General features: G+C 65.1%; 23 protein-coding genes and 1 other RNA gene. 9 read left to right on the forward strand and 15 right to left on the reverse strand.

Translation table 11 applies throughout. The annotated features are described in order from the left end of the window. On the reverse strand, positions 1-590 hold a 590-nt coding region (locus EAO80_RS12255), incomplete at its 3' end, for a DUF2110 family protein (RefSeq protein WP_122090174.1). Continuing rightward, complete coding sequence (locus EAO80_RS12260) at positions 590-1,117, reverse strand: transcription factor (RefSeq protein ID WP_122090175.1); 528 nt, start codon at positions 1,115-1,117, stop codon at positions 590-592. The genes EAO80_RS12255 and EAO80_RS12260, both read right to left, overlap by 1 nt. Positions 1,118-1,207: 90 nt before the next feature. Between EAO80_RS12260 and EAO80_RS12265 the strand changes: the two genes are divergently transcribed. Then, positions 1,208-1,852: a helix-turn-helix domain-containing protein gene (locus tag EAO80_RS12265; protein ID WP_122090176.1), complete on the forward strand. Its 645-nt coding sequence runs from the start codon at positions 1,208-1,210 to the stop codon at positions 1,850-1,852. Here the strand turns inward: EAO80_RS12265 and EAO80_RS12270 are convergent. Continuing rightward, the gene (locus EAO80_RS12270; protein ID WP_122090177.1) at positions 1,836-2,378 is read right to left on the reverse strand and encodes a tRNA (cytidine(56)-2'-O)-methyltransferase; all 543 of its coding nucleotides are present in this window, start codon (positions 2,376-2,378) and stop codon (positions 1,836-1,838) included. The genes EAO80_RS12265 and EAO80_RS12270 overlap by 17 nt on opposite strands. Positions 2,379-2,475: 97 nt before the next feature. Here EAO80_RS12270 and EAO80_RS12275 point away from each other — a divergent pair, with 97 nt between their 5' ends. After that, on the forward strand, positions 2,476-2,709 hold the full coding sequence (locus EAO80_RS12275; RefSeq protein ID WP_122090178.1) for a hypothetical protein: 234 nt from the start codon (positions 2,476-2,478) through the stop codon (positions 2,707-2,709). 7 nt (positions 2,710-2,716) lie between these two features. Here EAO80_RS12275 and EAO80_RS12280 read toward each other — a convergent pair whose 3' ends face one another. The 7 genes from EAO80_RS12280 to acs (EAO80_RS12310) form a co-directional block, all read right to left on the reverse strand. After that, on the reverse strand, positions 2,717-2,938 hold the full coding sequence (locus EAO80_RS12280; RefSeq protein ID WP_122090179.1) for a hypothetical protein: 222 nt from the start codon (positions 2,936-2,938) through the stop codon (positions 2,717-2,719). 50 nt (positions 2,939-2,988) lie between these two features. Further along, positions 2,989-3,447 carry a universal stress protein gene (locus EAO80_RS12285; RefSeq protein ID WP_122090180.1) on the reverse strand — a complete coding sequence of 153 codons (459 nt, stop codon included), beginning with the start codon at positions 3,445-3,447 and terminating at the stop codon, positions 2,989-2,991. 4 nt (positions 3,448-3,451) lie between these two features. Continuing rightward, on the reverse strand, positions 3,452-5,194 hold the full coding sequence (locus EAO80_RS12290; RefSeq protein ID WP_122090181.1) for a sodium:solute symporter family transporter: 1,743 nt from the start codon (positions 5,192-5,194) through the stop codon (positions 3,452-3,454). Further along, a complete protein-coding gene (locus tag EAO80_RS12295; RefSeq protein WP_122090182.1) occupies positions 5,191-5,628 on the reverse strand; it encodes a DUF4212 domain-containing protein in 438 nt (145 codons plus the stop codon). Before EAO80_RS12295 ends, EAO80_RS12290 begins: the two co-directional genes overlap by 4 nt. Before the next feature lie 86 nt (positions 5,629-5,714). Continuing rightward, entirely contained in the window at positions 5,715-7,700 is a 1,986-nt protein-coding gene (acs, locus tag EAO80_RS12300) for an acetate--CoA ligase (protein ID WP_122090183.1), read from the reverse strand. A 97-nt stretch (positions 7,701-7,797) separates the two neighbouring features. Then, on the reverse strand, positions 7,798-9,438 hold the full coding sequence (locus EAO80_RS12305) for a bacterio-opsin activator domain-containing protein (protein WP_122090184.1): 1,641 nt from the start codon (positions 9,436-9,438) through the stop codon (positions 7,798-7,800). A 122-nt stretch (positions 9,439-9,560) separates the two neighbouring features. Then, positions 9,561-11,501: an acetate--CoA ligase gene (acs, locus tag EAO80_RS12310; RefSeq protein ID WP_122090185.1), complete on the reverse strand. Its 1,941-nt coding sequence runs from the start codon at positions 11,499-11,501 to the stop codon at positions 9,561-9,563. Positions 11,502-11,617: 116 nt separating this feature from the next. On the opposite strand from acs (EAO80_RS12310), the gene EAO80_RS12315 reads away from it, so the two are divergent. After that, positions 11,618-12,376, forward strand: a complete 759-nt coding sequence (locus EAO80_RS12315; RefSeq protein WP_122090186.1) for a DUF2797 domain-containing protein — start codon at positions 11,618-11,620, stop codon at positions 12,374-12,376. On the opposite strand, the gene EAO80_RS12320 is transcribed toward EAO80_RS12315, so the two are convergent. Beyond that, positions 12,373-13,287: an NAD(P)-dependent oxidoreductase gene (locus EAO80_RS12320; protein ID WP_122090187.1), complete on the reverse strand. Its 915-nt coding sequence runs from the start codon at positions 13,285-13,287 to the stop codon at positions 12,373-12,375. The two genes, EAO80_RS12315 and EAO80_RS12320, sit on opposite strands and share 4 nt — an antisense overlap. A gap of 134 nt (positions 13,288-13,421) precedes the next feature. On the opposite strand from EAO80_RS12320, the gene EAO80_RS12325 reads away from it, so the two are divergent. From EAO80_RS12325 to EAO80_RS12340, 4 genes are all read left to right on the forward strand, one after another. Continuing rightward, the gene (locus tag EAO80_RS12325; RefSeq protein WP_122090188.1) at positions 13,422-13,820 is read left to right on the forward strand and encodes a hypothetical protein; all 399 of its coding nucleotides are present in this window, start codon (positions 13,422-13,424) and stop codon (positions 13,818-13,820) included. 211 nt (positions 13,821-14,031) lie between these two features. Beyond that, positions 14,032-14,310, forward strand: a complete 279-nt coding sequence (locus EAO80_RS12330; protein ID WP_122090189.1) for a ribonuclease P protein component 4 — start codon at positions 14,032-14,034, stop codon at positions 14,308-14,310. A gap of 67 nt (positions 14,311-14,377) precedes the next feature. Continuing rightward, on the forward strand, positions 14,378-14,635 hold the full coding sequence (locus tag EAO80_RS12335) for a YhbY family RNA-binding protein (RefSeq protein WP_122090190.1): 258 nt from the start codon (positions 14,378-14,380) through the stop codon (positions 14,633-14,635). Beyond that, a complete protein-coding gene (locus EAO80_RS12340; protein WP_122090191.1) occupies positions 14,635-15,522 on the forward strand; it encodes a mechanosensitive ion channel family protein in 888 nt (295 codons plus the stop codon). The genes EAO80_RS12335 and EAO80_RS12340 overlap by 1 nt, the downstream gene beginning before the upstream one ends. A gap of 33 nt (positions 15,523-15,555) precedes the next feature. Here EAO80_RS12340 and EAO80_RS12345 read toward each other — a convergent pair whose 3' ends face one another. The 3 genes from EAO80_RS12345 to EAO80_RS12355 form a co-directional block, all read right to left on the reverse strand. Next, positions 15,556-16,221, reverse strand: a complete 666-nt coding sequence (locus EAO80_RS12345) for a DUF502 domain-containing protein (protein WP_122090192.1) — start codon at positions 16,219-16,221, stop codon at positions 15,556-15,558. 132 nt (positions 16,222-16,353) lie between these two features. Next, positions 16,354-16,665: signal recognition particle sRNA (ffs, locus tag EAO80_RS12350), an RNA gene on the reverse strand. Between the two features lie 50 nt (positions 16,666-16,715). Then, positions 16,716-17,135 (reverse strand): DUF7548 family protein, encoded by a 420-nt coding sequence (locus tag EAO80_RS12355; protein WP_122090193.1) that lies wholly within the window; start codon positions 17,133-17,135, stop codon positions 16,716-16,718. Between the two features lie 85 nt (positions 17,136-17,220). On the opposite strand from EAO80_RS12355, the gene EAO80_RS20395 reads away from it, so the two are divergent. Then, positions 17,221-17,601, forward strand: a complete 381-nt coding sequence (locus EAO80_RS20395) for a DUF5798 family protein (RefSeq protein WP_245998607.1) — start codon at positions 17,221-17,223, stop codon at positions 17,599-17,601. 25 nt (positions 17,602-17,626) lie between these two features. Then, positions 17,627-18,598 carry a PLP-dependent cysteine synthase family protein gene (locus EAO80_RS12365; protein WP_122090194.1) on the forward strand — a complete coding sequence of 324 codons (972 nt, stop codon included), beginning with the start codon at positions 17,627-17,629 and terminating at the stop codon, positions 18,596-18,598. A 21-nt stretch (positions 18,599-18,619) separates the two neighbouring features. On the opposite strand, the gene EAO80_RS12370 is transcribed toward EAO80_RS12365, so the two are convergent. Then, complete coding sequence (locus EAO80_RS12370) at positions 18,620-19,045, reverse strand: CoA-binding protein (RefSeq protein WP_122090195.1); 426 nt, start codon at positions 19,043-19,045, stop codon at positions 18,620-18,622. Between the last annotated feature and the right edge of the window lie 21 nt (positions 19,046-19,066).

Consider the following 19,066-nt stretch of genomic DNA (forward strand, 5'->3'; position numbering starts at 1 on the left):
CAGACGACGCTCTGTTCGAGCAGTCCCAGGCGCTCGACGGTCACGATGTCCTTCGCATGGCCCGCACGGTTGACCGTCGCGCGCACCTCCCCACGCGTGGCGTTGTTGACGTTGACTCGACCTGTGCCGCGCGTCCACTCGTAGAGGCGGTCGCGCTCCTCGTCGGCGAGCCGCGAGTCGTCCTCGTCGCCGTAGACGAACGATATCGGGAGGTGCTGGACGAGGCCGAACCGCTCGACCAACTGGGCGGGCCGGCCCTGTCCGAGTCCCAACTCCTCCGTTGGAACTCGGACCTCGCGGCCGGCGTCGAGGACGAACCCGTCGTCGTCCCACGACTGCAAGGTTCCGACGTAGGTCTCGCCCTCGCGGAACTCGTCGGTGATCTCGCCCCACTCCTCGCGTAGCGCGTTGCGGGCGACGGTGGCGTCCTCACCGTCGATACTCACCGTCGGGAAGTCGTCGTGGCGAACCCCGATCGTCCACTCGACGTCGAGGTCGCCGATCGTATTGCCGACCAGCGAGTCCAGCCCGTCGAGCGCCTGCTCGCGGGCCTGCCCGTGAACCGTCACTTTAGTTGCAAGGACGACCATCAGGCCTCGACGCCGTCGACGTTGAGTTCACTTCGAAGCTCCTCGATTCGGCGCTCCATCGCCTCGACGAGCCGGTCGTTGTCCATCGATTCTAACGGCGAACCGCACTCGGGACACTCGAAGCCGAAGTCCATCGCCTCGCCGAACTCGAAGCGAATGGAGCAGATCTCACAGAGGTAGAACTCGTGGTTGCGTTCGTAGTCCTCGCGGTTCTCCAGCGCGTCGAGCAGCCGTTCCATCTCCTCGGCTAAGTTCTCGGGAATGTTCTCGTACTCGAACGTCCAGAGGTACGTCAGCCAGCCCGAGTCCTCGTCCCGGAGCCGCCGGTAGCTCGCCAGATCGTTCTCGTAGAGGATAAAGAGCGACCGGCGCACGTCGTTGAGTTCCAGATCGAGGGTCTCGGCGAGTTCCTCGTCGGTGACCTCCCCGTCCGGCGGTGCGGCGGCGACCGGCATTCCCTTCGGCCCCACCAGTTCGTGTAAATACTTCTGTATGACGGGGTCCTCCAGTAGATCCTCAAAAGCCATTATCCCCCACTTGAGTCGTTTGCCGGTTAAGTCTTTTGAGCCACCCCGAGGGGCGAAAACACTATGTCAGATAACGTATAGTATCTACGTATGAGTGAGTTCCTCAATGCGCTTCGCGATGAGGTAAACTCGAACGCAATCCTCGGGATCGTCGTCGTCCTCGGTCTGATCGTAGTGGTTACCGACGCCTCGTGGTCGATATTCATCGCCACCGGTATCGCGATCGGTGCGACCGCCATCATCAGTGCTTCCGAATCGCTTCCCGGTGTCAATGGCCGTGCTCTGAGTGCGGTCGTCTTCGCATTCGGGACGCTCTGTGGGGTGTACGTCACGTTTGTAGAATCGTCCTATCTCATGGGTGGATTGACTCTCTTTGCGTCTTGGCTCACCATTGATGCGCTCTACGACACCGTCCACGGTATCGAGCCTACAGAGCCTGAGAGCAGTGACCTCGATGAGATGGGTGCCAGCGAGGCCAGTCGCGTCATGTATCATGCCGGGAAGGTTCTGCAGGCACTCGACAACTCGCCTGCCTCGCTTTCGACCTCGGAGCTCGTTACCCGCACCGATCTCTCCGAAAACGAGGTCCACGAGTCGGTCTCAGTCCTCGAAGACGCGGACGCGGTCATCGAAGAGCGCGAACGCTACGAGCTCAACAAGAACCAGCCGGGACTGGTTCGCTCGACCGTCCGTCGGCTCGCCCGTCCCTTCGGCCTCTTCACTCCGAGTCGATAGACTCGACCTCCTTTCCCGTCCCCTTCGGGATCACCCGTTGGTCGGCATCCTCCCACTGCCGTTCGAGCTCCCGGCCGCAGAACAGCCGGTCGAGAAACACCGCGAGGCCCGCCACTTCGGAATGGGGCTGGTTGGTGACGCCGACGTTGTAGTCGGCGTGTTCGTAGATCTCAAAGGGGACCTTCTCGCCGCCGACGACCACTAAGAGGGGCTCCTCGCCATGGCCCTCGCGGATCTCGCTTTCGACGTCCTGGATCCGCTTGCCGTACATCGTCAGGTGGACCACCCATCCGTTCCACTCCCGGATAAGCGCTTCCTGTGAATCGGAGAGTTCGACCGAAAAGGGACCGCCGAAACGGTCGGTGATGTCCTCGACGGTTTCCTTCGACTGGCCGGCGTTGTCGGGGAGGATCACCCGATCCGCACCGAGCGCGCGGGCCGTGAGTCCGACGTGAGTCGTCATGCGTTCGTCCCGGCCCGGCCGGTGGCCGAGCCGACAGACGGCGAGTTCGGGTCCGTCGTTCATGTCCCCGCTCGGCCCGCCGACAGGTAGGGGGTTTCGGTTCGACCGGACGACTCGTCGAGGACCGGACGTTTAATCGGCTTCCGACCGAACGCCGATCATGAGCGACGAATCGAGTCGAGCGGACGGCGGTGCGTTTCCCGAGGGGATTGCGATTCCGATCACCGGTCTGCTGGCGCTGCTGTTCGCCGTGATGGCCGGTATGAGCCTGCGACCGGCGCTTTCGGGACCCCCGTCACGTTTCACGTTTCCGATCGCGTTCGCCGTCGCCAGTGTCGTCTGCTTTCGCTTGCGACGACGCTACGCCGCCGCACGAGCCGACGAGGGCGAGTGAACGCGTGCTATGACTCCTCGCGCGCCAGCGCGAGCGAAGCGAAAAAGCCGAAGTACGCCGGGATCCCCGCCAGCATGAACAGGTAGTAGGCCCATCCGGGTGCGCCGGCGAAAACGACCTCGAACAGAAACGAGACGATCCCGACCCAGACGACGGCGAACATCAGGTCGTGAACCATTCCGGTCCGGTTTTCGGTGACGTGCTCGCGGAGTCGGTCTGTGAATGTCATGGGATCGTAGTCGGTCGGATCGGTGGCTGCGAATCGGTTCGACGGGCGTGTTATTCCTCGACGTAGTCGACGACGAGTACGGGAACGTGCGTCGAACGCAGCGTTCGTTCGGTGACGCTCCCAAGCAGTGCACGGCGGATCCCCGATCGACCGTGACTGCCCATCACGATGAGGTCGATGCCGTTGTCCGCCGTGTAGTCCGCGATCACGTCGTGGGGTCGCCCGCCCGCGTGGCGTTCGTGGGCGGTCAGGCCGGCGGCCTCGGCCCGTTCTGTGACGTAGCCGGTCGCCTCCTGGGCGTCCTCGCGGAGATCGGTCATCCCCTGGAACTCACCCTGCTTGATGCGATCGACCTGTTCGGTTCCCAGGCCGTAGGCGACCGCGTCGACGTCCGCAACGAACAGCGCGTGAACCTCTGCGCCGTATTTCTCGGCGATGTCGATCGCCTGATCGACCGCCGTCCGTGCGACCGTGCTGCCGTCGGTTGGAACGAGTATGCGTTCGTACATGGTGTCAGTCGTCCGCCGGCGTTTCGGGCCGGTTACCGTTCTTCTCGGCGACGACGTCCGCCGCGGTCATGTCCTTTGGCATCGGGTCGGGGCTGTGGCACTGACGGACCATCTGTTTGGTCCGCAGCGGCGGTTCGCTGGTCACGAGCGAGACGGCGATCGTCACCGCGAAGACGATCGGCGTCCCGACGAGCGCCGACCCGATGGCCGGCATCCACGTCGCGATGGCCTCGATGCCGAGTCCGCCCTCGATCAGACCGAAGTTCCCCTCGTTTAACATGGGGATGAACCAGACGACGATCCCGGTGGTCATACCGGCGAGCGCGCCCGGACGGTTCGTGTTCTCCCACCAGAGACCGAGGAAGAACATCGGGAACAGCACGATGGCCGCGAGCGAGAACGCGAACCCGACCAGTGCCGCGATCGGCTGTTGGGGGTCCAGCGCGAAGACGATCGTGAGCGCCCCGATCAGGATGATGCTCAGGCGGCCGACGAGGACCTGCTGGCGCTGGGTCGCGTCCTCGTTGATGATGGTCGCGTAGATGTCGTGGGAGATCGCCGACGAGGCGGCGATGAACAGGCCGGCCGTCGTCGCGACCGCCGCGGCGATGCCGCCCGCCGCGACGAAGCCGACGAACCACGCCGGCAGCTCGGCGAGCTGTGCGGCCAGCACGACCAACACGTCGCCGGCGGCGCTGGTCATACCGGGGTCGCCGTAGACGGCGCCGATCTGATTACCGTAGAGCGCGGTGCCGATCGCGGCGAAGGCGGGCGCGCTCAGGTACAGCAGCGAGATGAAAAACAGCCCCCATGTGCACGACCAGCGGGCCACGCGCTCGTTTTTGACCGTGTAGAACCTGACCAGCACGTGGGGCAGTCCACACGTCCCGAAGACCAGACTGAAACACGTCGCGATCCACAGGTAGTAGCTCCCGCCGGCGAACGGTGCCGAGAACTCGGCGCCGAGACTGTCGATCATCATTCCGTACTCGAGCTGGGGGAGGATCGTCGTGTATCCCGCCGACCAGCCGGTAGCGACGAGTCCGATCAGGAACGCGCCGATGAGGATGACGTACTGCAGGACCATGTTCTTGGTCGCGCCGAGCATCCCCGACAGCGAGAGGTAGGCGACGGTGATGACCATGAAGACGACCATCATCGTCTGGTAGGCGGACAGCGCGCCACCGGTGAGTGCCGACCAGTCGCCGAGGATGTACATTCCGACCAGTCCCATCCCGCGGGCCTGACCGAGCGCGTAAACGAACCCGATCAGGAACGTGGTGATCGCCGCCAACGCGCGTGCGGTATCGGAGTTGAAGCGGTCACCGACGAAGTCCGGCGCGGTGTACTTCCCGAACCGGCGCATCTGGGCGGCCATGAAGATCAGCAGGATGAAATAGCCAGTCGTCCAGCCGACGACGTACGCCAGCCCGTAGACCCCGGAAATGGCGACGGTAGCGGCCACGCCGAGATATGTCGCCGCCGACATCCAGTTGGCCCCGATGGCCATCCCGTTCTCGAGGTTCCCGATCGAACGGCCGGCGACCCACATGTCGTCGGTGTCGGCGACCTTGAACATGAAGCCGGCAACGATGAACAGGAGCATCATGCCGATGACGATGATCGACGGAACGAGCTTGAACGAGACGTTGAGCCCCTCCGGAAGCAGCCCTTCGTCAGTCTGCAATACGACACCGTCCATCGCGCCGAGCAGGGTACTTATCAGCATCGGAGCGCCGTCGATCATTCCTCGACACCTCCGTCAGTTGCCGTCGTGTCGTCCGGAACGGTGTCGGTCGTTTCCGGTTCGACGGTGGCCTGTTCGATACCGTATTTCTCGTCGATCTGGTCGCGCTTTCGCGCGTACCAGACCGAGAGGACCAGTGCTGATCCCGGCCCGACGATCGCGAGCAGGAAGTAGTGTAACGGGAACCCGATCATCGGGATCGGGGTCGTCATCACGTCGGGTGCGAGTCGCGTCATCGTGATCGGCGCGAACGTCGTCAGCGCCCAGATCCCAAAGCCGATCCAGATCACCCGCAGGTGATCCCGCATGAACGGTGTCGCCGGTTTCAGCAGGTTGATCTCGACGTCCATGTAGTCGATCTGCTGTTCGCGTTCGACGTCGCTCATTCCGCCGTCGGTTCGTATCTCGTCGGTCGTGTGTGGTTCGTTCGTCATGTTTCGTGTATCGTTAATTGTGTTGTTTTTCTCGGCGCGTGTTCCCCGATCGATCGCGATCGAAATCGGGAAAAAGCGCCGCTGGATCAGTCGCTCTGTACCTTCTGCTGGATCTCGCTTACGACGTCGGGGTTGCGAAGCGTCGAGGTGTCGCCCAGTTCCTCCTCGTTTGCGATGTCTTCGAGCAGGCGGCGCATGATCTTGCCCGAGCGGGTCTTCGGCAACTCGTCGGTGAACACCACCGCCTCGGGCCGGGCGATCGGCCCGATGGCGTCCTCGACCCCCGCGACGATCTCCTCGCGCAGGTCCTCGTCGCCCTCGTAGCCGTCCTCGGTGATGACGTAGGCGTAGACCGCCTCGCCTTTCATGTCGTGTTGCCCGCCGACGACGGCGGCTTCCGCGACACCGGGGACTCCGACGATGGCGCTTTCGATCTCCATCGTTCCCAGCCGGTGGCCCGAGACGTTGATCACGTCGTCGACCCGGCCGAGGACGGTAATGTAGTCGTCGTCGTCGATCTTCGCACCGTCCTCGGGGAAGTAGACCCATTCGTCGCTGTCCGGGTCAGAGTACTCCTGCCAGTACTCGCTGATGAAGCGGTCGTCGTTCTTATACAGCGTCCGCAGCATGCCGGGCCACGGCTTGTCGACGGTGAGATAGCCTGCCTGTCCCGCCTGGATCCGCTCGCCGTTCGTATCGACGATCCGAGCGTCGATCCCCGGCAGTGGCGGGCCGGCAGAACCGGGTTTCATCGTACCGATCCCCGGAAGAGTGGTGATCATCATCCCGCCGGTCTCGGTCTGCCACCACGTGTCCACCACCGGACACTCCTCGTTTCCGATGTGTTTGTAGTACCACTTCCAGGCGCGCGGGTTGATGGGTTCGCCGACCGTCCCGAGCAACCGGAGGCTGGAGAGGTCGTGCTCGTCGGGGTACTTCTGGCCCCACTTCATGAACGCGCGGATCGCCGTCGGCGCGGTGTAGAGCTGGTTGATTCCGTAGTCCTCGACGATCTCCCACATCCGGTCCTTGTCGGGGTAATCCGGCGTCCCCTCGTACATCACGCTCGTGGTTCCGAGCGCGAGGGGGCCGTAGACGATGTACGAATGGCCGGTGATCCAGCCGATGTCGGCCGAACACCAGTAGGTGTCATCGGGTTTGACGTCCAGCACCGTCTGGGTCGTCCACGCGGCGTACGAGAGGTAGCCGCCGGTGGTGTGCTTGACGCCCTTCGGTTCGCCGGTCGTCCCCGAGGTATACATGAGAAACAGCATGTCCTCGGCGTCGCGTACCACCGGCTCGACCTCCGCGCCCTCCTGCTCGGCGATGAGGTCGGCGTACTCCCGCTGGTCCTCGCTCAGATCGTGGCCGAAGCCTTCCTCGCCGAGGCGATCCACGACGACCGTCGTGGTGTCGTGATCGACGTCCGAAAGGCCCTCGTTCGCCTTTTCGAGGTGGTCGAGCGGGTCGCCACGTCGGTAATAGCCGTCACAGGTGATCAGATACTCCGAATCGGCGGATTTCATCCGCGTCGCGAGCGCGTCCGCGGAGAAGCCCGCGAAGACGACCGAGTGGGGCGCGCCGATGCGCGCACACGCGAGCATCGCGATCGGGAGCTCGGGGACCATCGGGAGGTACATCGTCACGACGTCACCCTCGCCGACGCCCATCTCCCGGAACGCCGCGGCAGTCTGATTCACCTCCTCGTAGAGCTCGTCGTAGGTGTAGGTGCGCGTCTCGTCTGTGGGTTCGCCCACCCACTCGATGGCGACCTCGTCGCCGCGTCCCTCCTCGATGTGGCGGTCGATACAGTTGTACGAGGCGTTGAGCTTGCCGTCGACGAACCACTCGTAGAACGGGGCGTCGCCCTCGTCGAGTACTTGGTCGTACGACTCCTCCCAGTCGAGCAGCTCGGCGGCCTGCTCCCAACAATCGGGCCAGTTCCGTTCGAACTCCTCGTAGATTCCCGGGTCCGAGACGTTCGCCTGCTCGACGAACGATTCCGGCGGCTCGAACGTGTCCTGTTCGGCGAGCCGGGCCTCGAGTTGAACGTCTTCGTTGTCTCCCTCCATGGTACGGACGGTCAATGAAGAACCGCCATAGTAAACATGGGATCTAGGTGTGCAAAACAGCGTATTATTCGATGACAACTATTACTAATCGTATCTGCTACCCTTCCTCGAAAAGTAATTCGAGGAGTTCGCGTTGCCCCTTTCGGAGGTGGCTGTGGAGCGTCGGTGAGGAGACGCCCATGGCGTCGGCGATCTCCTCGGCCGTGCTCCCCCGGGGCCAGTCGAAGTACCCCCCGAAGTACGCCGCCCGGAGCGCCGCGTGCTGGCGCTCGGTCAGCCGTTCAGTCGCTCCTTGCTCGAAGCCGTCGAGCCCGCTCGCCCCCCGCTCTGCGGCCTGCTTGCCGATCAGTCGGCTGTCGGGAAACGCCTCGGTCAGCCGCTCGACGAGCGCCCGAAGGTCGGTGTCGTAGGCACACTCGGCGACGATTCGGGCCTCTCCGCTCCCGATTGTCGCCTCGCTGATCGTCGCGCCGTAGTCGGTGAGCAAGAGCAGCGGACAGTCCCGCGAGACGGCGACCTCGACGAGCGCGCCCGAATCGCGCCCCTCGACGAGGCGACTGTCCTCGATCCCGCGCTGTTCGGCGGCGAACGTCAGGACATCGGGGGCGCTGGCACCCGTGAGTGTGAGATAGTACACGAGCGATTCGGAGGCCGAGACGATCGATTCCAGTTCGAAGCGACAGTCGAACCGGTCGGAGACGGCGATCAGTGCCGACCGGCGGTCGGTGCACGTGAATTCGAGTTCGAGGATCGTATCGGCGAGCAGCAGCTTTCGGCGACGGATCGCCGTGATCGCGTGACCGATCCGTCGACCCAGAAGCGAGAGCGACTCGCGTTCGCGATCGGTCGCGGGTCCAGACGCCCCGACGTACAGCCGCCCGTAGCGGGTCTCGCCGTACCGGATCCCGCTTTCGACGACACCTGATTCGCCCCCGTTCGTCGAACTCCCGTCGTGTTCCTCGCGGAGCGATGGAACCTCCTCGGGGTCGATCCCCGCAGCGGCGCTCGGAGCGTCTTCACCGCCGGTTTCGTGGGCGTCGATCCACGCGAACCGATAGCGTTCGGCGAGCGCGCTACAGACGTCCGCTTCGAGTTCCGCGCGGGTCGAGGCGTCGATCAGCGCCGACGCCAGCGCCGTGTCGTCGGCGGGTGGTCGCCCCGTTTCCGGATCGAGTGCCTCGACGATCTCGTCGGTGCTCGGCGTATCGAGGTACGCATCGAGCGCTTCGAGGCTTCGCCAGCCCCCGATCGCCCGCACCACGCGGGGCGAGACGTTGCGCTCGCGGAGGAGCGTTCGGGCGAAGTACTGGCGGAGGTCGTGTGCGCTCACCGCCTCGAACGAGCGGTCCCCGGTCCGGTCGGCCGCGCGGTCGGCGACTTCCCGGACGAGCATCTGGACGCGACGGGGTGTCACGTCGACGATTCGCTCAGCGTTCCCGATCCCGTTGCTGTTGACGTAACGCGCGAGCGTCCGTTCGACGGCCGGTGGGAGGTATGCCTCGCGGTATTCGTCCGTTCCCTCCGAAACCCGGAGGACGAACCGGTCGGGATCCTGTCGAACTCGCACGACGTCCTCCGGGTGGATCGCCGTTATCTCGCGCGCGCGTAGGCCCACGTCCCCCCCGAGTCGCACCACGAGCCGTTCCCGGTGGGTCGAGGCCGCTTCCAGCAGCCGCTCGTAGCCCTGATGCGTGAGGTGGTCCGCTTCCGTACCCGCACGTTGACTCGTCGCTCCCATGTTTCGTTATTATCTGATTTCACGAACCGATCTTAGTCCTGTCGATCCGACCGGGCTATCAGTAGCGCGCTCTCCTCGCGTACCGAGCCGAATCGAGCTTCGCTTTTCTCGAAGAAGGCGAACTACTGATCCCGCTCGGTGGCCTCGATCTCGCCGACGACCTCCGGGTTGCGAAGCGTCGAGGTGTCGCCGAGCGGTTCGTGGTTCGCGATGTTCTCGAGCAGGCGGCGCATGATCTTGCCCGAGCGCGTTTTGGGCAGTTCGGGGGTGAAGACGACCTGTTCGGGCCGGGCGAACGGGCCGATCGCCCGCTCGACGTTCGCCGTGATCCGCTCGCGAAGCTCCTCGTTCGGGTCGTGGTGGTGGTCAGTGCTCACGTACGCGTAGACGGCGGTGTCGTTCGTCCCGCCGTCGCCGCCGACGACGGCGGCTTCCGCGACGCCCTCGACGCCGACGATGGCGCTTTCGATCTCCATCGTTCCCAGCCGATGGCCCGAGACGTTGATCACGTCGTCGATCCGTCCCAGCACCGTGATATACCCCTCCGAGTCGACGGTCGCGCCGTCGCCGGAGAAGTAGACCCACTCGTCGTCGGTCGAAAACGCGTCCCAGTACTCGCTCCGGTAGCGCTCGTCGTCACCGTAGAGGGTACGGAACATCCCTGGCCACGGTCTGTCGACGACGAGGTAGCCGGTCTCGCCCGGGTCGATCTCCGCGCCGTCCTCGTCGACGACGCGCGCGCCGATCCCCGGTAGCGGCGGGCCGGCGGAACCGGGTTTCATCGTGCCGATCCCCGGAAGAGTGGTGATCATCATCCCGCCGGTCTCGGTCTGCCACCACGTGTCCACTACCGGACAGTCACCCCCGCCGATGTGTTCGCGGAACCACTTCCAGGCGCGCGGGTTGATGGGTTCGCCGACCGTCCCAAGCAGCCGGAGACTGGAGAGGTCGTGGCCAGCGGGATACTCCTCGCCCCACTTCATGAAGGCTCGGACGGCCGTCGGCGCGGTGTAGAGCACGTCGACGGCGTTTCGCTCGACGATCTCCCAGAGGCGCGACCGGTCCGGGTAATCGGGCGTCCCCTCGTAGATCACCGTCGTCGTACCCAACGCGAGCGGTCCGTACACCGTATAGGAGTGGCCGGTGATCCAGCCGATGTCGGCCGAACACCAGTAGGTGTCCTCGGGCTTGATGTCGAGGACCGCGCGGGCGGTCCAGGCGGCTTGGGCGAGATAGCCGCCCGTCGAATGGGTGACGCCCTTGGGTTGGCCGGTCGTTCCCGAGGTGTACATGAGAAACAGCATGTCCTCGGCGTCGCGAGCCACCGGCGAGACGGTCGCCCCGGCGTGTGCGAGGACGAGGTCCCCGTAGTCGTACTGGTCGGTGTCGAGCGAGTGATCCAGGTCTTCACCGAGGCGGTCGACGACGACCGTCGTAACCGATCTGTCGAGGGTCATGAGCGCGTTGTCGGCCTTGCTCTTCTGGTTGAAGGCGTTGCCGCGACGGTAGTAGCCGTCACAGGTGACCAGATACTCGGAATCCGAAGCGTCCATTCGGGTCGCGAGCGCGTCCGCGGAGAAGCCCGCGAAGACGACCGAATGGGGCGCGCCGATGCGCGCACACGCGAGCATCGCGATGGGTAGTTCCGGAACCATCGGGAGGTAGATCGTTACGATATCGTCGGTCCCGACGCCCAACTCGCGCAGGGCGGCGGCGAACTCGTTGACCTCGCCGTAGAGGTCCTGGTAGGTGTAGGTGCGTGTCTCGCGGCGCTTTCCCTCCCACTTGAGCGCGGCGTGGGTCTTCCGTCCGGCCTCGATATGGCGGTCGAGACAGTTGTACGAGGCGTTGAGCTTCCCCCCGGAGAACCACTCGTAGAAGGGGGCGTCGCCCTCGTCGAGCACCCGGTCGTACTCCTCGTGCCAGTCGAGCAGGTCGGCCGCGCGCTCCCAGCAGTCGGGCCAGCTCCGTTCGAACTCCTCGTAGATTCCCGGATCCGAGACGTTCGCCTGATCGACGAACGAGGAGGGCGGCTCGTATCGGTCGTCCGGGGACGGAGTCATCGTGTGAGTTGGTGACGGGGGACCGAAGAATAAGGTTTCGCCCGACGCCCCCGGTTTCCGATGCCGCTCGCGCCCGCCGGCGACAGTCATTTCTACCGTGCGTGGCTACTCGAACCGTGCAGATCGTGGGCTACGAGACGGGGGCGGGCGACGGCGAGCCGGCGCTGGTGCTCGCCGACGAGGACGACCTCGCGCGCGAACCGCTCGTTTCCGGCATGCGCCTCGAATACGTCCTCGAGAATCGGCGCTGTGCCGGAACCCTCTCGGAAGGGTCCCACATCGGCTGTTCGAACCCGACCGCCCCCTACTGCGACGATCACGCCTACACGTGGGTCTGTGCGCGCTGTACGGGGACCTGCCTCAAGGACGAGATGGACTGCTTCGAGGAGCACGCGGTCTACCTCGCCGCCTTCGCCCCCGCACGGTTCAAGGTCGGCGTCACGCGCGCGTGGCGCCTCGACACCCGCCTCCGAGAGCAGGGTGCCGACCGCGCAGCCCACCTCCACACGGTGTCGAACGGCCGGATTGCCCGCGAGATCGAGAGCGAGATCGCCCGTGAGATCGGCGACAGGGTGCGCGTGCCGACGAAGATCCGTGGGCTCGCCGATACGGTCGACCTCGGGGCATGGAAGACGCTACTGGCGGAGTACGACCCCATCGAGACGTTCGCCTTCGAGTACGACCTCGCGCTCGACGAGCGTCCCGTTAGGGAGACCATCGCCAGCGGCACCGTCGTCGGAACCAAGGGCCGGGTACTGGTACTCGAACGGGGCGGAACGACCTACGCGGTCGACATGCGCGATCTGGTCGGCTACGAGGTGCGCGAGGGTGTGTCCGACCGGGCGCTGCAGTCGAGTCTCGGTGCGTTCGGCTAATCCTCCTCGGCGCGCGATTCCGTGCCCGCGAGCAGCTCGATGACCTGCATCACGCCCGAGTTGTCGTCCCGGCCCATGTCGTTTGCGACCATCGACTTGTAGAGCTCGTGGGCGAGTTCGGTCTGGGGCATGGGCGCGCTGAAGGTCTCGCCCGCGTCGGTGGCGATCCGGAGGTCCTTGTACTGGTACTCGGCGAAGAAGCCCGGATCGAACTCGCCCTGGATCATGTCCGGCGCGCGGTTGTCGAGCGTCCAACAGCCCGCCGCACCCCCGCTAATGGCCTCGATGACGCTTTCGAGGTCCGCGCCCGCCTGGCTCGCGAAGACGAGCGCCTCGCTGACGCCGACCATCTGGGCGGCGACGACGATCTGGTTCGCGGCCTTCGTCGTCTGGCCCGCGCCGCTCGGCCCACAGTGGGTGACCGTTCCGCCCATCACGTCCAGCAGGTCGCGCTGTTCCTCGAGAGTCCCCTCGCTTCCTCCGACCATGATCGAGAGCGTCCCCTCGATGGCGCCCTCCTCGCCACCGGAGATCGGCGCGTCGAGCATGGCCACCTCCCGTTCGTCGAGTTCGGCGGCCACCTCCTCGGCGATCACCGGTGAGATCGTCGAGTGATCGATCACCGTCATCCCCGCGCTCAGCCCGTCGATCAGGGGGTCGTCCTCGTTTTCGTCCCCGAGCACGACCCGTTCGACGTCCGGCGAGTCGGGGAGACACAGCAGGACGACGTCGCTTCTCTCGGCGACCCCAGTCGGGGAGCCCCCGTCCTCTCCGCCGGCGTCGACGAGTTCCTCTACCGGCTCGTCCGAGCGGTTGTGCCCGACGACCTCGTATCCGGCGTCGAGGAGGTTCCTCGCCATCGGCAGTCCCATGATTCCGAGTCCGACGAATCCGACCGTTTTCTCAGGCATCTCGACGGGTCGTCGCTCGCCAGATGTAATACGTTACCTATCGACACAACAATCTCCGATATCGGCCGGTACCCGAGACTCAGCCGGTAAGTGACAACCCAACCCTTTTCGGTTCGGCCACAGAACCCGAGGGTATGGTTGAGGACAACGAGAGCGGCGACCCTGGCGAGGGCAGCGAGGAGGAGAAATCGTTCCGAGAACGCGTCGAGGAGATCCGCGAGCAGCGCGAAGCGGAAGGCGGGCCCGAAGGCGAGGGCGAAGGCTCCCGTGAGGAGCGCCTCGAGGAGATGATGGGCGGCGGCGGTGGCGGCGGTCCGGGCGGCATGGGTGGCAACCCGTTCGCCCAGATGATGGGCGGCATGATGGGTGGCGGCGGTCCTGGCGGTGCGATGGGCGGCGGCGGCCCCGGCGCGGGCGGTCCCGGCGGCGAGGGAGGGGACGAGCAGCTCGTCCGTGAGGTCCGCCAGCTTCGCGACGAGGTCCGCGACGTCAACCGACACCTCGAGCGCATCGCCGACGCCCTCGAGGACTGAGGGTCATACGACGGTTTCGGCGGCCGACTGCTGATTCCCGAGTGACGGTTTCCGGTTCGCTCATCACGGTACTCCTGATCGCGTACTCGTTTACGTCGACTGCCGTGAGCTGCGCGGTCGTCGGACGGGCTCGATCGTGAGGGTTCTCCGTTGGTCGACACCGTGTCGATCGCACAAGAGCTAAACCGTCCTGTCGTCCTCTTCGAGGTAGATGTCCATCGCTAGCGAGCGCATCGATCGGCTGGAGGCGCTCGCCCGGGAGGCCGCCGCAGAGGGCGAGGATGACCGGGCCCGCGAGTACGTCGCGCTCGCGCGTCGGATCGCCGAGCGAAACCGCCTTCGTTTCCCGCGGTCGTTCGAGCGGGCGACCTGCGACCGGTGTGACCGCTATTTCCGTCCGGGACGCAACGCTCGCGTCCGGCTGCAGGACGGCCACGTCGTCGTCACCTGCGAGTGCGGCGCTCACCACCGGTACCCGTATCGGTCGTAGCGTCGCGGTACACGTCGATCCGTCCGCGGATCGAACGTTCAAAGTATACCGGCCGTATAGCGGGGTTATGAGCGACAAAGCGGACCTCCAGGAGCTTCGAAAGGAGGCCCATGACATCGACGTGACGGTGTGGGTCGGAAAGAGTGGATTGGACGCCGTCACCGACGAACTCGCCGACCAGCTCGCCGATCGTGAACTTGTGAAGGTGAAGTTTCACCGCGCGGCTCGCGGCTCGGGAACGACCGAGGAAGTCGCCGCGGAGCTAGCGGAGGCAGTCGACGCGATCCTCGTCGAGACACGGGGCAACACGGCGGTGTATCACTGATGGTCCTGGAGGCGATCCTCGTCGACCTCGGGCTCGCGCAGGGACCCGCCGCCGCGATCGGCGGTGCGATCCGATTTCTCGTTGCCTTCCTCGTCCTCGTGACCATCGGGCGCGTGATCGTACTGCCGCTGCTCGATCGTGCTTTCGATAGGCGCAACCTCGAACCGCACGCCCAGCGACCGCTGATGAAGGTCGCGTGGTTCGGCGTGCTCTTCGTGGCGGTCGCGATCGCGTTCGGTTTCGGGGGCTTTGGCAACTTCCTCACGTCGCTGGCGACGATCGCCGCCGCCGCCGCGCTGGCGATCGGTATCGCGATGCAGTCGGTGATCTCGAACTTCGTCGCCGGCGTGTTCATTTTCACCGAGAAACCGTTCAAGATCGGCGACTGGATCGAGTGGCAGGAGGACGACTACTCGGGGATCGTCGAGGACATCAGCCTCCGCGTGACGCGTGTCCGAACGTTTGACAACGAACTCATCACGGTTCCGAACTCCGATCTCACGGACAACGCGGTCAAAAACCCCGTCGCGAAGGACAAACTCCGACAGAAGTTCGTCTTCGGCATCGGCTACGACGACGACATCCGGGCCGCGACGGACATCATCGTCGAGGAGGCGGAAAACCACGCGGAGATCCTCGACGACCCCGCACCGACGGTTCGGCTCACTGAGCTCAACGATTCGGACGTGGGACTACAGTCGCGCTTCTGGATCGCCGACCCGGCCCGCGCCGACTTCGTTCGGATCCGCGGGGAGTACATCCAGCGGGTGAAAGAACGCTTCGACCGGGAGGGGATCGACATCCCCTATCCGTATCGCACGCTGGAGGGCGGCCTCTCGGTCGAGAGCCTCGATGCGATCCGGCCGAGTGGCGAACCCGTGGAGTGACCGGGTCCTCGTCGCCCGGTCGGCGACGAGCCGTCACTCCGTTCTCGTCTCTTCGGTCTCGTCCTGGCTGTGGGCCACGCCGCTCGTGATGATCGCCTGAACGCTCTCCTCGACGGTCATCTCGACGTCGATCACTCGGCTTTCGGGAACGTAGATCAGAAACCCGCCCATCACGGGATTCGGCGCGAACGGGACGAACAGCGTGAGCATCTCGTCGTGACCCATCGCCGCGACCAGTTCCGCCGGCGGTCGGCCGGTCAGATAGGCGATGGTGTAGCTCCCGTCGCGCGGGAACTCGATGAGCTTCACGTCCTGGAAGCTCTCAACGTCGCTTTCGATGAGGATGTCGCTCATCCGCCGGAAGCTGTTGTACAGCGAGCTCACGCCCGGGATCGACTCCATCGCGGCGTGAAAGCCCCCTTCGATGCGTTTTCCGTCCGTGTACTCGGCGACGATCCCGATCACGACGATCAACGCGAGCAGGGTGAGAAGCGTCGTCAGCTGGACGAGCGGCGCGGCGACCTCGATGTCGAGGTACTCCGCGAGCCATACCACGGGATTGAGCGTCTGGGCGACGAAGCTGAAAACGAATCCGAGGACGATCAGCGTGAGGATGAAGGGGATAGTGATCGCGGTTCCCGTGATGACCGACTGGCGAAGGCGCTCCCTGAGCGAGGGCTGGCGCTGCGGAGAGGGCATGTCGGGAAGAACTCACTGATAAATGATACGACTAGTGCCTGCAGTTGCCGGGTACGATGGGTGAGAGGGTACGTCGCTTCGAAACGAGCTCTGCGAGCCGTGGGCTCGCCGAGTGAATCGATCCGGTATGAATGGTGGACGCCCGGGGTTGCCCGGCGTTCCGGCGCGGGGAGTCCCGGTTGCCTCCTCCACCCCGCGATCCGTCGAGCGACAGGTGTCCGATGGCCCGCTGCTCACTTCCGTGCCTGACGGATTTCCATCGGCCAACCGCGACAGCACGTCCCTGCGGACGCTCGCCGCGGACCGCTGTCCCCGACGGACGAGGTTTCTCAGTTGGCTCCCGGGGCCCGCGCCGGTCTGACCGGACGCGCCCGGGGTTCGGTCCCCGCTGAAGACCGTAGTGCGGGTGACGAGCAGGGCCTAACTGCCCGACCTAGTCCACTTCCTACTACCCGCGTCGACCATAAGAGGGTTTCGCCTCCCCTTCCAGCGATCTACAGCAGCCCCAACGCCCGCGCGTACAGCCCCGTCGCGACCGCCGATAGCGCCGAAAAGGCGACCACGAGCCACCGGTGGTACGCCAGCCAATCCTGAGTCGTGATGCCCGTAACGGCCTCGGGTGAGAGCGCGAGGACCCACTCGGCGGACACGGCCGTCATGAACAGCGTGATTACGAGCGCCGCGCCCGCGACGGTCGCCGGATCGGAGCGCTCGCCCAGTCCCGCACCGAGGACCACGATCGCGACGGCGGCGAAGACGCCGGTGAGTCGCGGACCGAGGAGGCCGGCGCCGTAGTAGACGGCGAGACCGGTCGCGGCGTCCTCCGGAAGGACGACGTAGGGGGCGATGACGGCGATGAGAACGGCGAGACAGGCGGCGATCCCCAGTTGCGGGGCACGTCGCGTGAGGTCCATATTCGAGGTTGGGCCGACCGGAACCTAAAGTCGGCGTTCGCGAGCGAGCGTAACACCCACATACGACCGGAAAAAACGTGTGGACATGGGACTCGGAAGCACCACGAAGAAGATCCAGATGATGGCCGACAAGGCCGAACAGCTCTACACCCAGCTCAACGAGGTCAAAAAGCAGCTCGAGGACCTCCGCATCAAACTCGAGAGCACCCACGAGACGGTCGCCGGGCTCGAAGTCAAACACGAACAGAACCGCGCGATCCTCGAGGCGCTCGCCGAGGAGCAGGGGATCGACGTCGAGCAGGTCATCACCGACGCCTCGATCGAGGACGCCGAGACCCTCGGCGAAGACGAGCCCGATACGGACCCCGGCGAGATCGCGGACGACGAGAAGGTTCCCGGCGCGCCGGACGAACCGACCGAGGCCGATCCTCGGACGGATCCGGGCTCCGGAACCGAGACCAGTTAAGTACCTCCGGCAAGGATTGCCCGCGATGAGCGATCCCGCAGAAAGCGTTCTCGACACCGTCGGTCGGACGCCGCTGGTCTCCGTGCACGCCGCCCCCGATTCGGTCCCCGTCTACGCGAAACTCGAGACGTTCAACCCCGGCGCGAGCGTCAAGGACCGCATCGGGAGGTACATGCTCGAACGGATGCTCGAACGTGGCGACGTCTCGCCGGGCGGAACAGTGATAGAACCCACGGCGGGAAACACGGGGATCGGGATCGCGGTCGCCGCGGGGCAACTCGATCTGAACGCCGTTTTCGTCGTCCCCGAGCGCTTCAGCGTCGAGAAACAGCAGCTGATGGCAGCTCTCGATGCGGAGGTGATCAACACACCCACCAGCGAGGGGATGGGCGGCGCCATCGAGCGCGCTCACGACCTCGCCGACGAGCTCGACGATGCGGTCGTCCCCCAGCAGTTCTCGAACCCGCTGAACACCGAGGCCCACTACGAGACGACCGCCCCCGAGATATATGGGGCCTTGGAGGGAGAGGTCGGCGCTGTCGTCGCCGGCTGTGGCACCGCGGGCACGCTGATGGGCCTCGCGAGGTACGCCCGCGAACGGGACCCCGAGACGTACGTCGGTGCGGTCGAACCCGAGGGATCGCTGTATGCGACGACCAAAGGAGAGGAGAGCGAGGAGGGCGAGTACAAAACGGAGGGAATCGGCACCCACGATCCGGCAACCAACGAACTGTTCGAACCGGATCTGGTCGACGAGGTACTGCAGGTGAGCGACCGGGACGCTCACGACGAACTCAAGCGACTGGCCCGCGAGGAGGGGCATCTCGTGGCGTCGAGCGCCGGTGCGGCGAGCATCGCGGCCCTGGGGGTCGCCGCGCGGATCGATGCGGGCGAGATCGATGTACCCTACGACAGCGTGGTCACGGTGTTTCCCGATTCGAGCGAGCGCTACCTCTCGAAGGGGATCTACAGGGATTTCGAGGAGTGGGAGGACTGAGCACGACTCGCCATCGAGCTGTCACGCGTTTTCGCTGGGCGCGTGCAATCGCTGGTGTTCGACCTTCATACACCGATCGACGACGACGTGGATCCCCGCCTCCTCGGCACGGGCTTCGACCTCGGAATCGGAGATACCGAGCTGAAGCCAGAGCACGTTCACGTCATCGCGCGCGAGGACCTCCTCCGTGAGTCCCGCGACCTCCTCGCTCGGACGGAAGACGTCGACGGTGTCGATCTCCTCTTCGACATCCGAAAGCGAATCGTAGGCTGGTCTTCCGAACACTTCCTCGGCGTTGGGATTGACCGGAATCACGTCGTAGCCGTGCTCGGTGAGGTATTTCGGGATTTCGTGGGCGTCCTTGCCCGGCGTAGCGGAACAGCCGACGACCGCGACGGTGCGAAGACCGAGGAGTTCGCGCAACTCGGCATCGCTCTCGACAGGCATGCGTACACACACGCGGGGCCG

Origin of the sequence: Halalkalicoccus subterraneus (assembly GCF_003697815.1) — an archaeon.
In the GTDB taxonomy this organism is placed as follows: domain Archaea; phylum Halobacteriota; class Halobacteria; order Halobacteriales; family Halalkalicoccaceae; genus Halalkalicoccus; species Halalkalicoccus subterraneus.

Excerpts from the sequence above, each read along its gene's own strand:
- EAO80_RS12260 (WP_122090175.1), bottom strand. The coding sequence starts at position 1,117 with ATGGCTTTTGAGGATCTACTGGAGGACCCCGTCATACAGAAGTATTTA.
- EAO80_RS12265 (WP_122090176.1), top strand. The coding sequence starts at position 1,208 with ATGAGTGAGTTCCTCAATGCGCTTCGCGATGAGGTAAACTCGAACGCA.
- EAO80_RS12270 (WP_122090177.1), bottom strand. The coding sequence starts at position 2,378 with ATGAACGACGGACCCGAACTCGCCGTCTGTCGGCTCGGCCACCGGCCG.
- EAO80_RS12275 (WP_122090178.1), top strand. The coding sequence starts at position 2,476 with ATGAGCGACGAATCGAGTCGAGCGGACGGCGGTGCGTTTCCCGAGGGG.
- EAO80_RS12280 (WP_122090179.1), bottom strand. The coding sequence starts at position 2,938 with ATGACATTCACAGACCGACTCCGCGAGCACGTCACCGAAAACCGGACC.
- EAO80_RS12285 (WP_122090180.1), bottom strand. The coding sequence starts at position 3,447 with ATGTACGAACGCATACTCGTTCCAACCGACGGCAGCACGGTCGCACGG.
- EAO80_RS12290 (WP_122090181.1), bottom strand. The coding sequence starts at position 5,194 with ATGATCGACGGCGCTCCGATGCTGATAAGTACCCTGCTCGGCGCGATG.
- EAO80_RS12295 (WP_122090182.1), bottom strand. The coding sequence starts at position 5,628 with ATGACGAACGAACCACACACGACCGACGAGATACGAACCGACGGCGGA.
- acs (WP_122090183.1), bottom strand. The coding sequence starts at position 7,700 with ATGGAGGGAGACAACGAAGACGTTCAACTCGAGGCCCGGCTCGCCGAA.
- EAO80_RS12305 (WP_122090184.1), bottom strand. The coding sequence starts at position 9,438 with ATGGGAGCGACGAGTCAACGTGCGGGTACGGAAGCGGACCACCTCACG.
- acs (WP_122090185.1), bottom strand. The coding sequence starts at position 11,501 with ATGACTCCGTCCCCGGACGACCGATACGAGCCGCCCTCCTCGTTCGTC.
- EAO80_RS12320 (WP_122090187.1), bottom strand. The coding sequence starts at position 13,287 with ATGCCTGAGAAAACGGTCGGATTCGTCGGACTCGGAATCATGGGACTG.
- EAO80_RS12325 (WP_122090188.1), top strand. The coding sequence starts at position 13,422 with ATGGTTGAGGACAACGAGAGCGGCGACCCTGGCGAGGGCAGCGAGGAG.
- EAO80_RS12330 (WP_122090189.1), top strand. The coding sequence starts at position 14,032 with ATGTCCATCGCTAGCGAGCGCATCGATCGGCTGGAGGCGCTCGCCCGG.
- EAO80_RS12335 (WP_122090190.1), top strand. The coding sequence starts at position 14,378 with ATGAGCGACAAAGCGGACCTCCAGGAGCTTCGAAAGGAGGCCCATGAC.
- EAO80_RS12340 (WP_122090191.1), top strand. The coding sequence starts at position 14,635 with ATGGTCCTGGAGGCGATCCTCGTCGACCTCGGGCTCGCGCAGGGACCC.
- EAO80_RS12345 (WP_122090192.1), bottom strand. The coding sequence starts at position 16,221 with ATGCCCTCTCCGCAGCGCCAGCCCTCGCTCAGGGAGCGCCTTCGCCAG.
- EAO80_RS12355 (WP_122090193.1), bottom strand. The coding sequence starts at position 17,135 with ATGGACCTCACGCGACGTGCCCCGCAACTGGGGATCGCCGCCTGTCTC.
- EAO80_RS20395 (WP_245998607.1), top strand. The coding sequence starts at position 17,221 with ATGGGACTCGGAAGCACCACGAAGAAGATCCAGATGATGGCCGACAAG.
- EAO80_RS12365 (WP_122090194.1), top strand. The coding sequence starts at position 17,627 with ATGAGCGATCCCGCAGAAAGCGTTCTCGACACCGTCGGTCGGACGCCG.
- EAO80_RS12370 (WP_122090195.1), bottom strand. The coding sequence starts at position 19,045 with ATGCCTGTCGAGAGCGATGCCGAGTTGCGCGAACTCCTCGGTCTTCGC.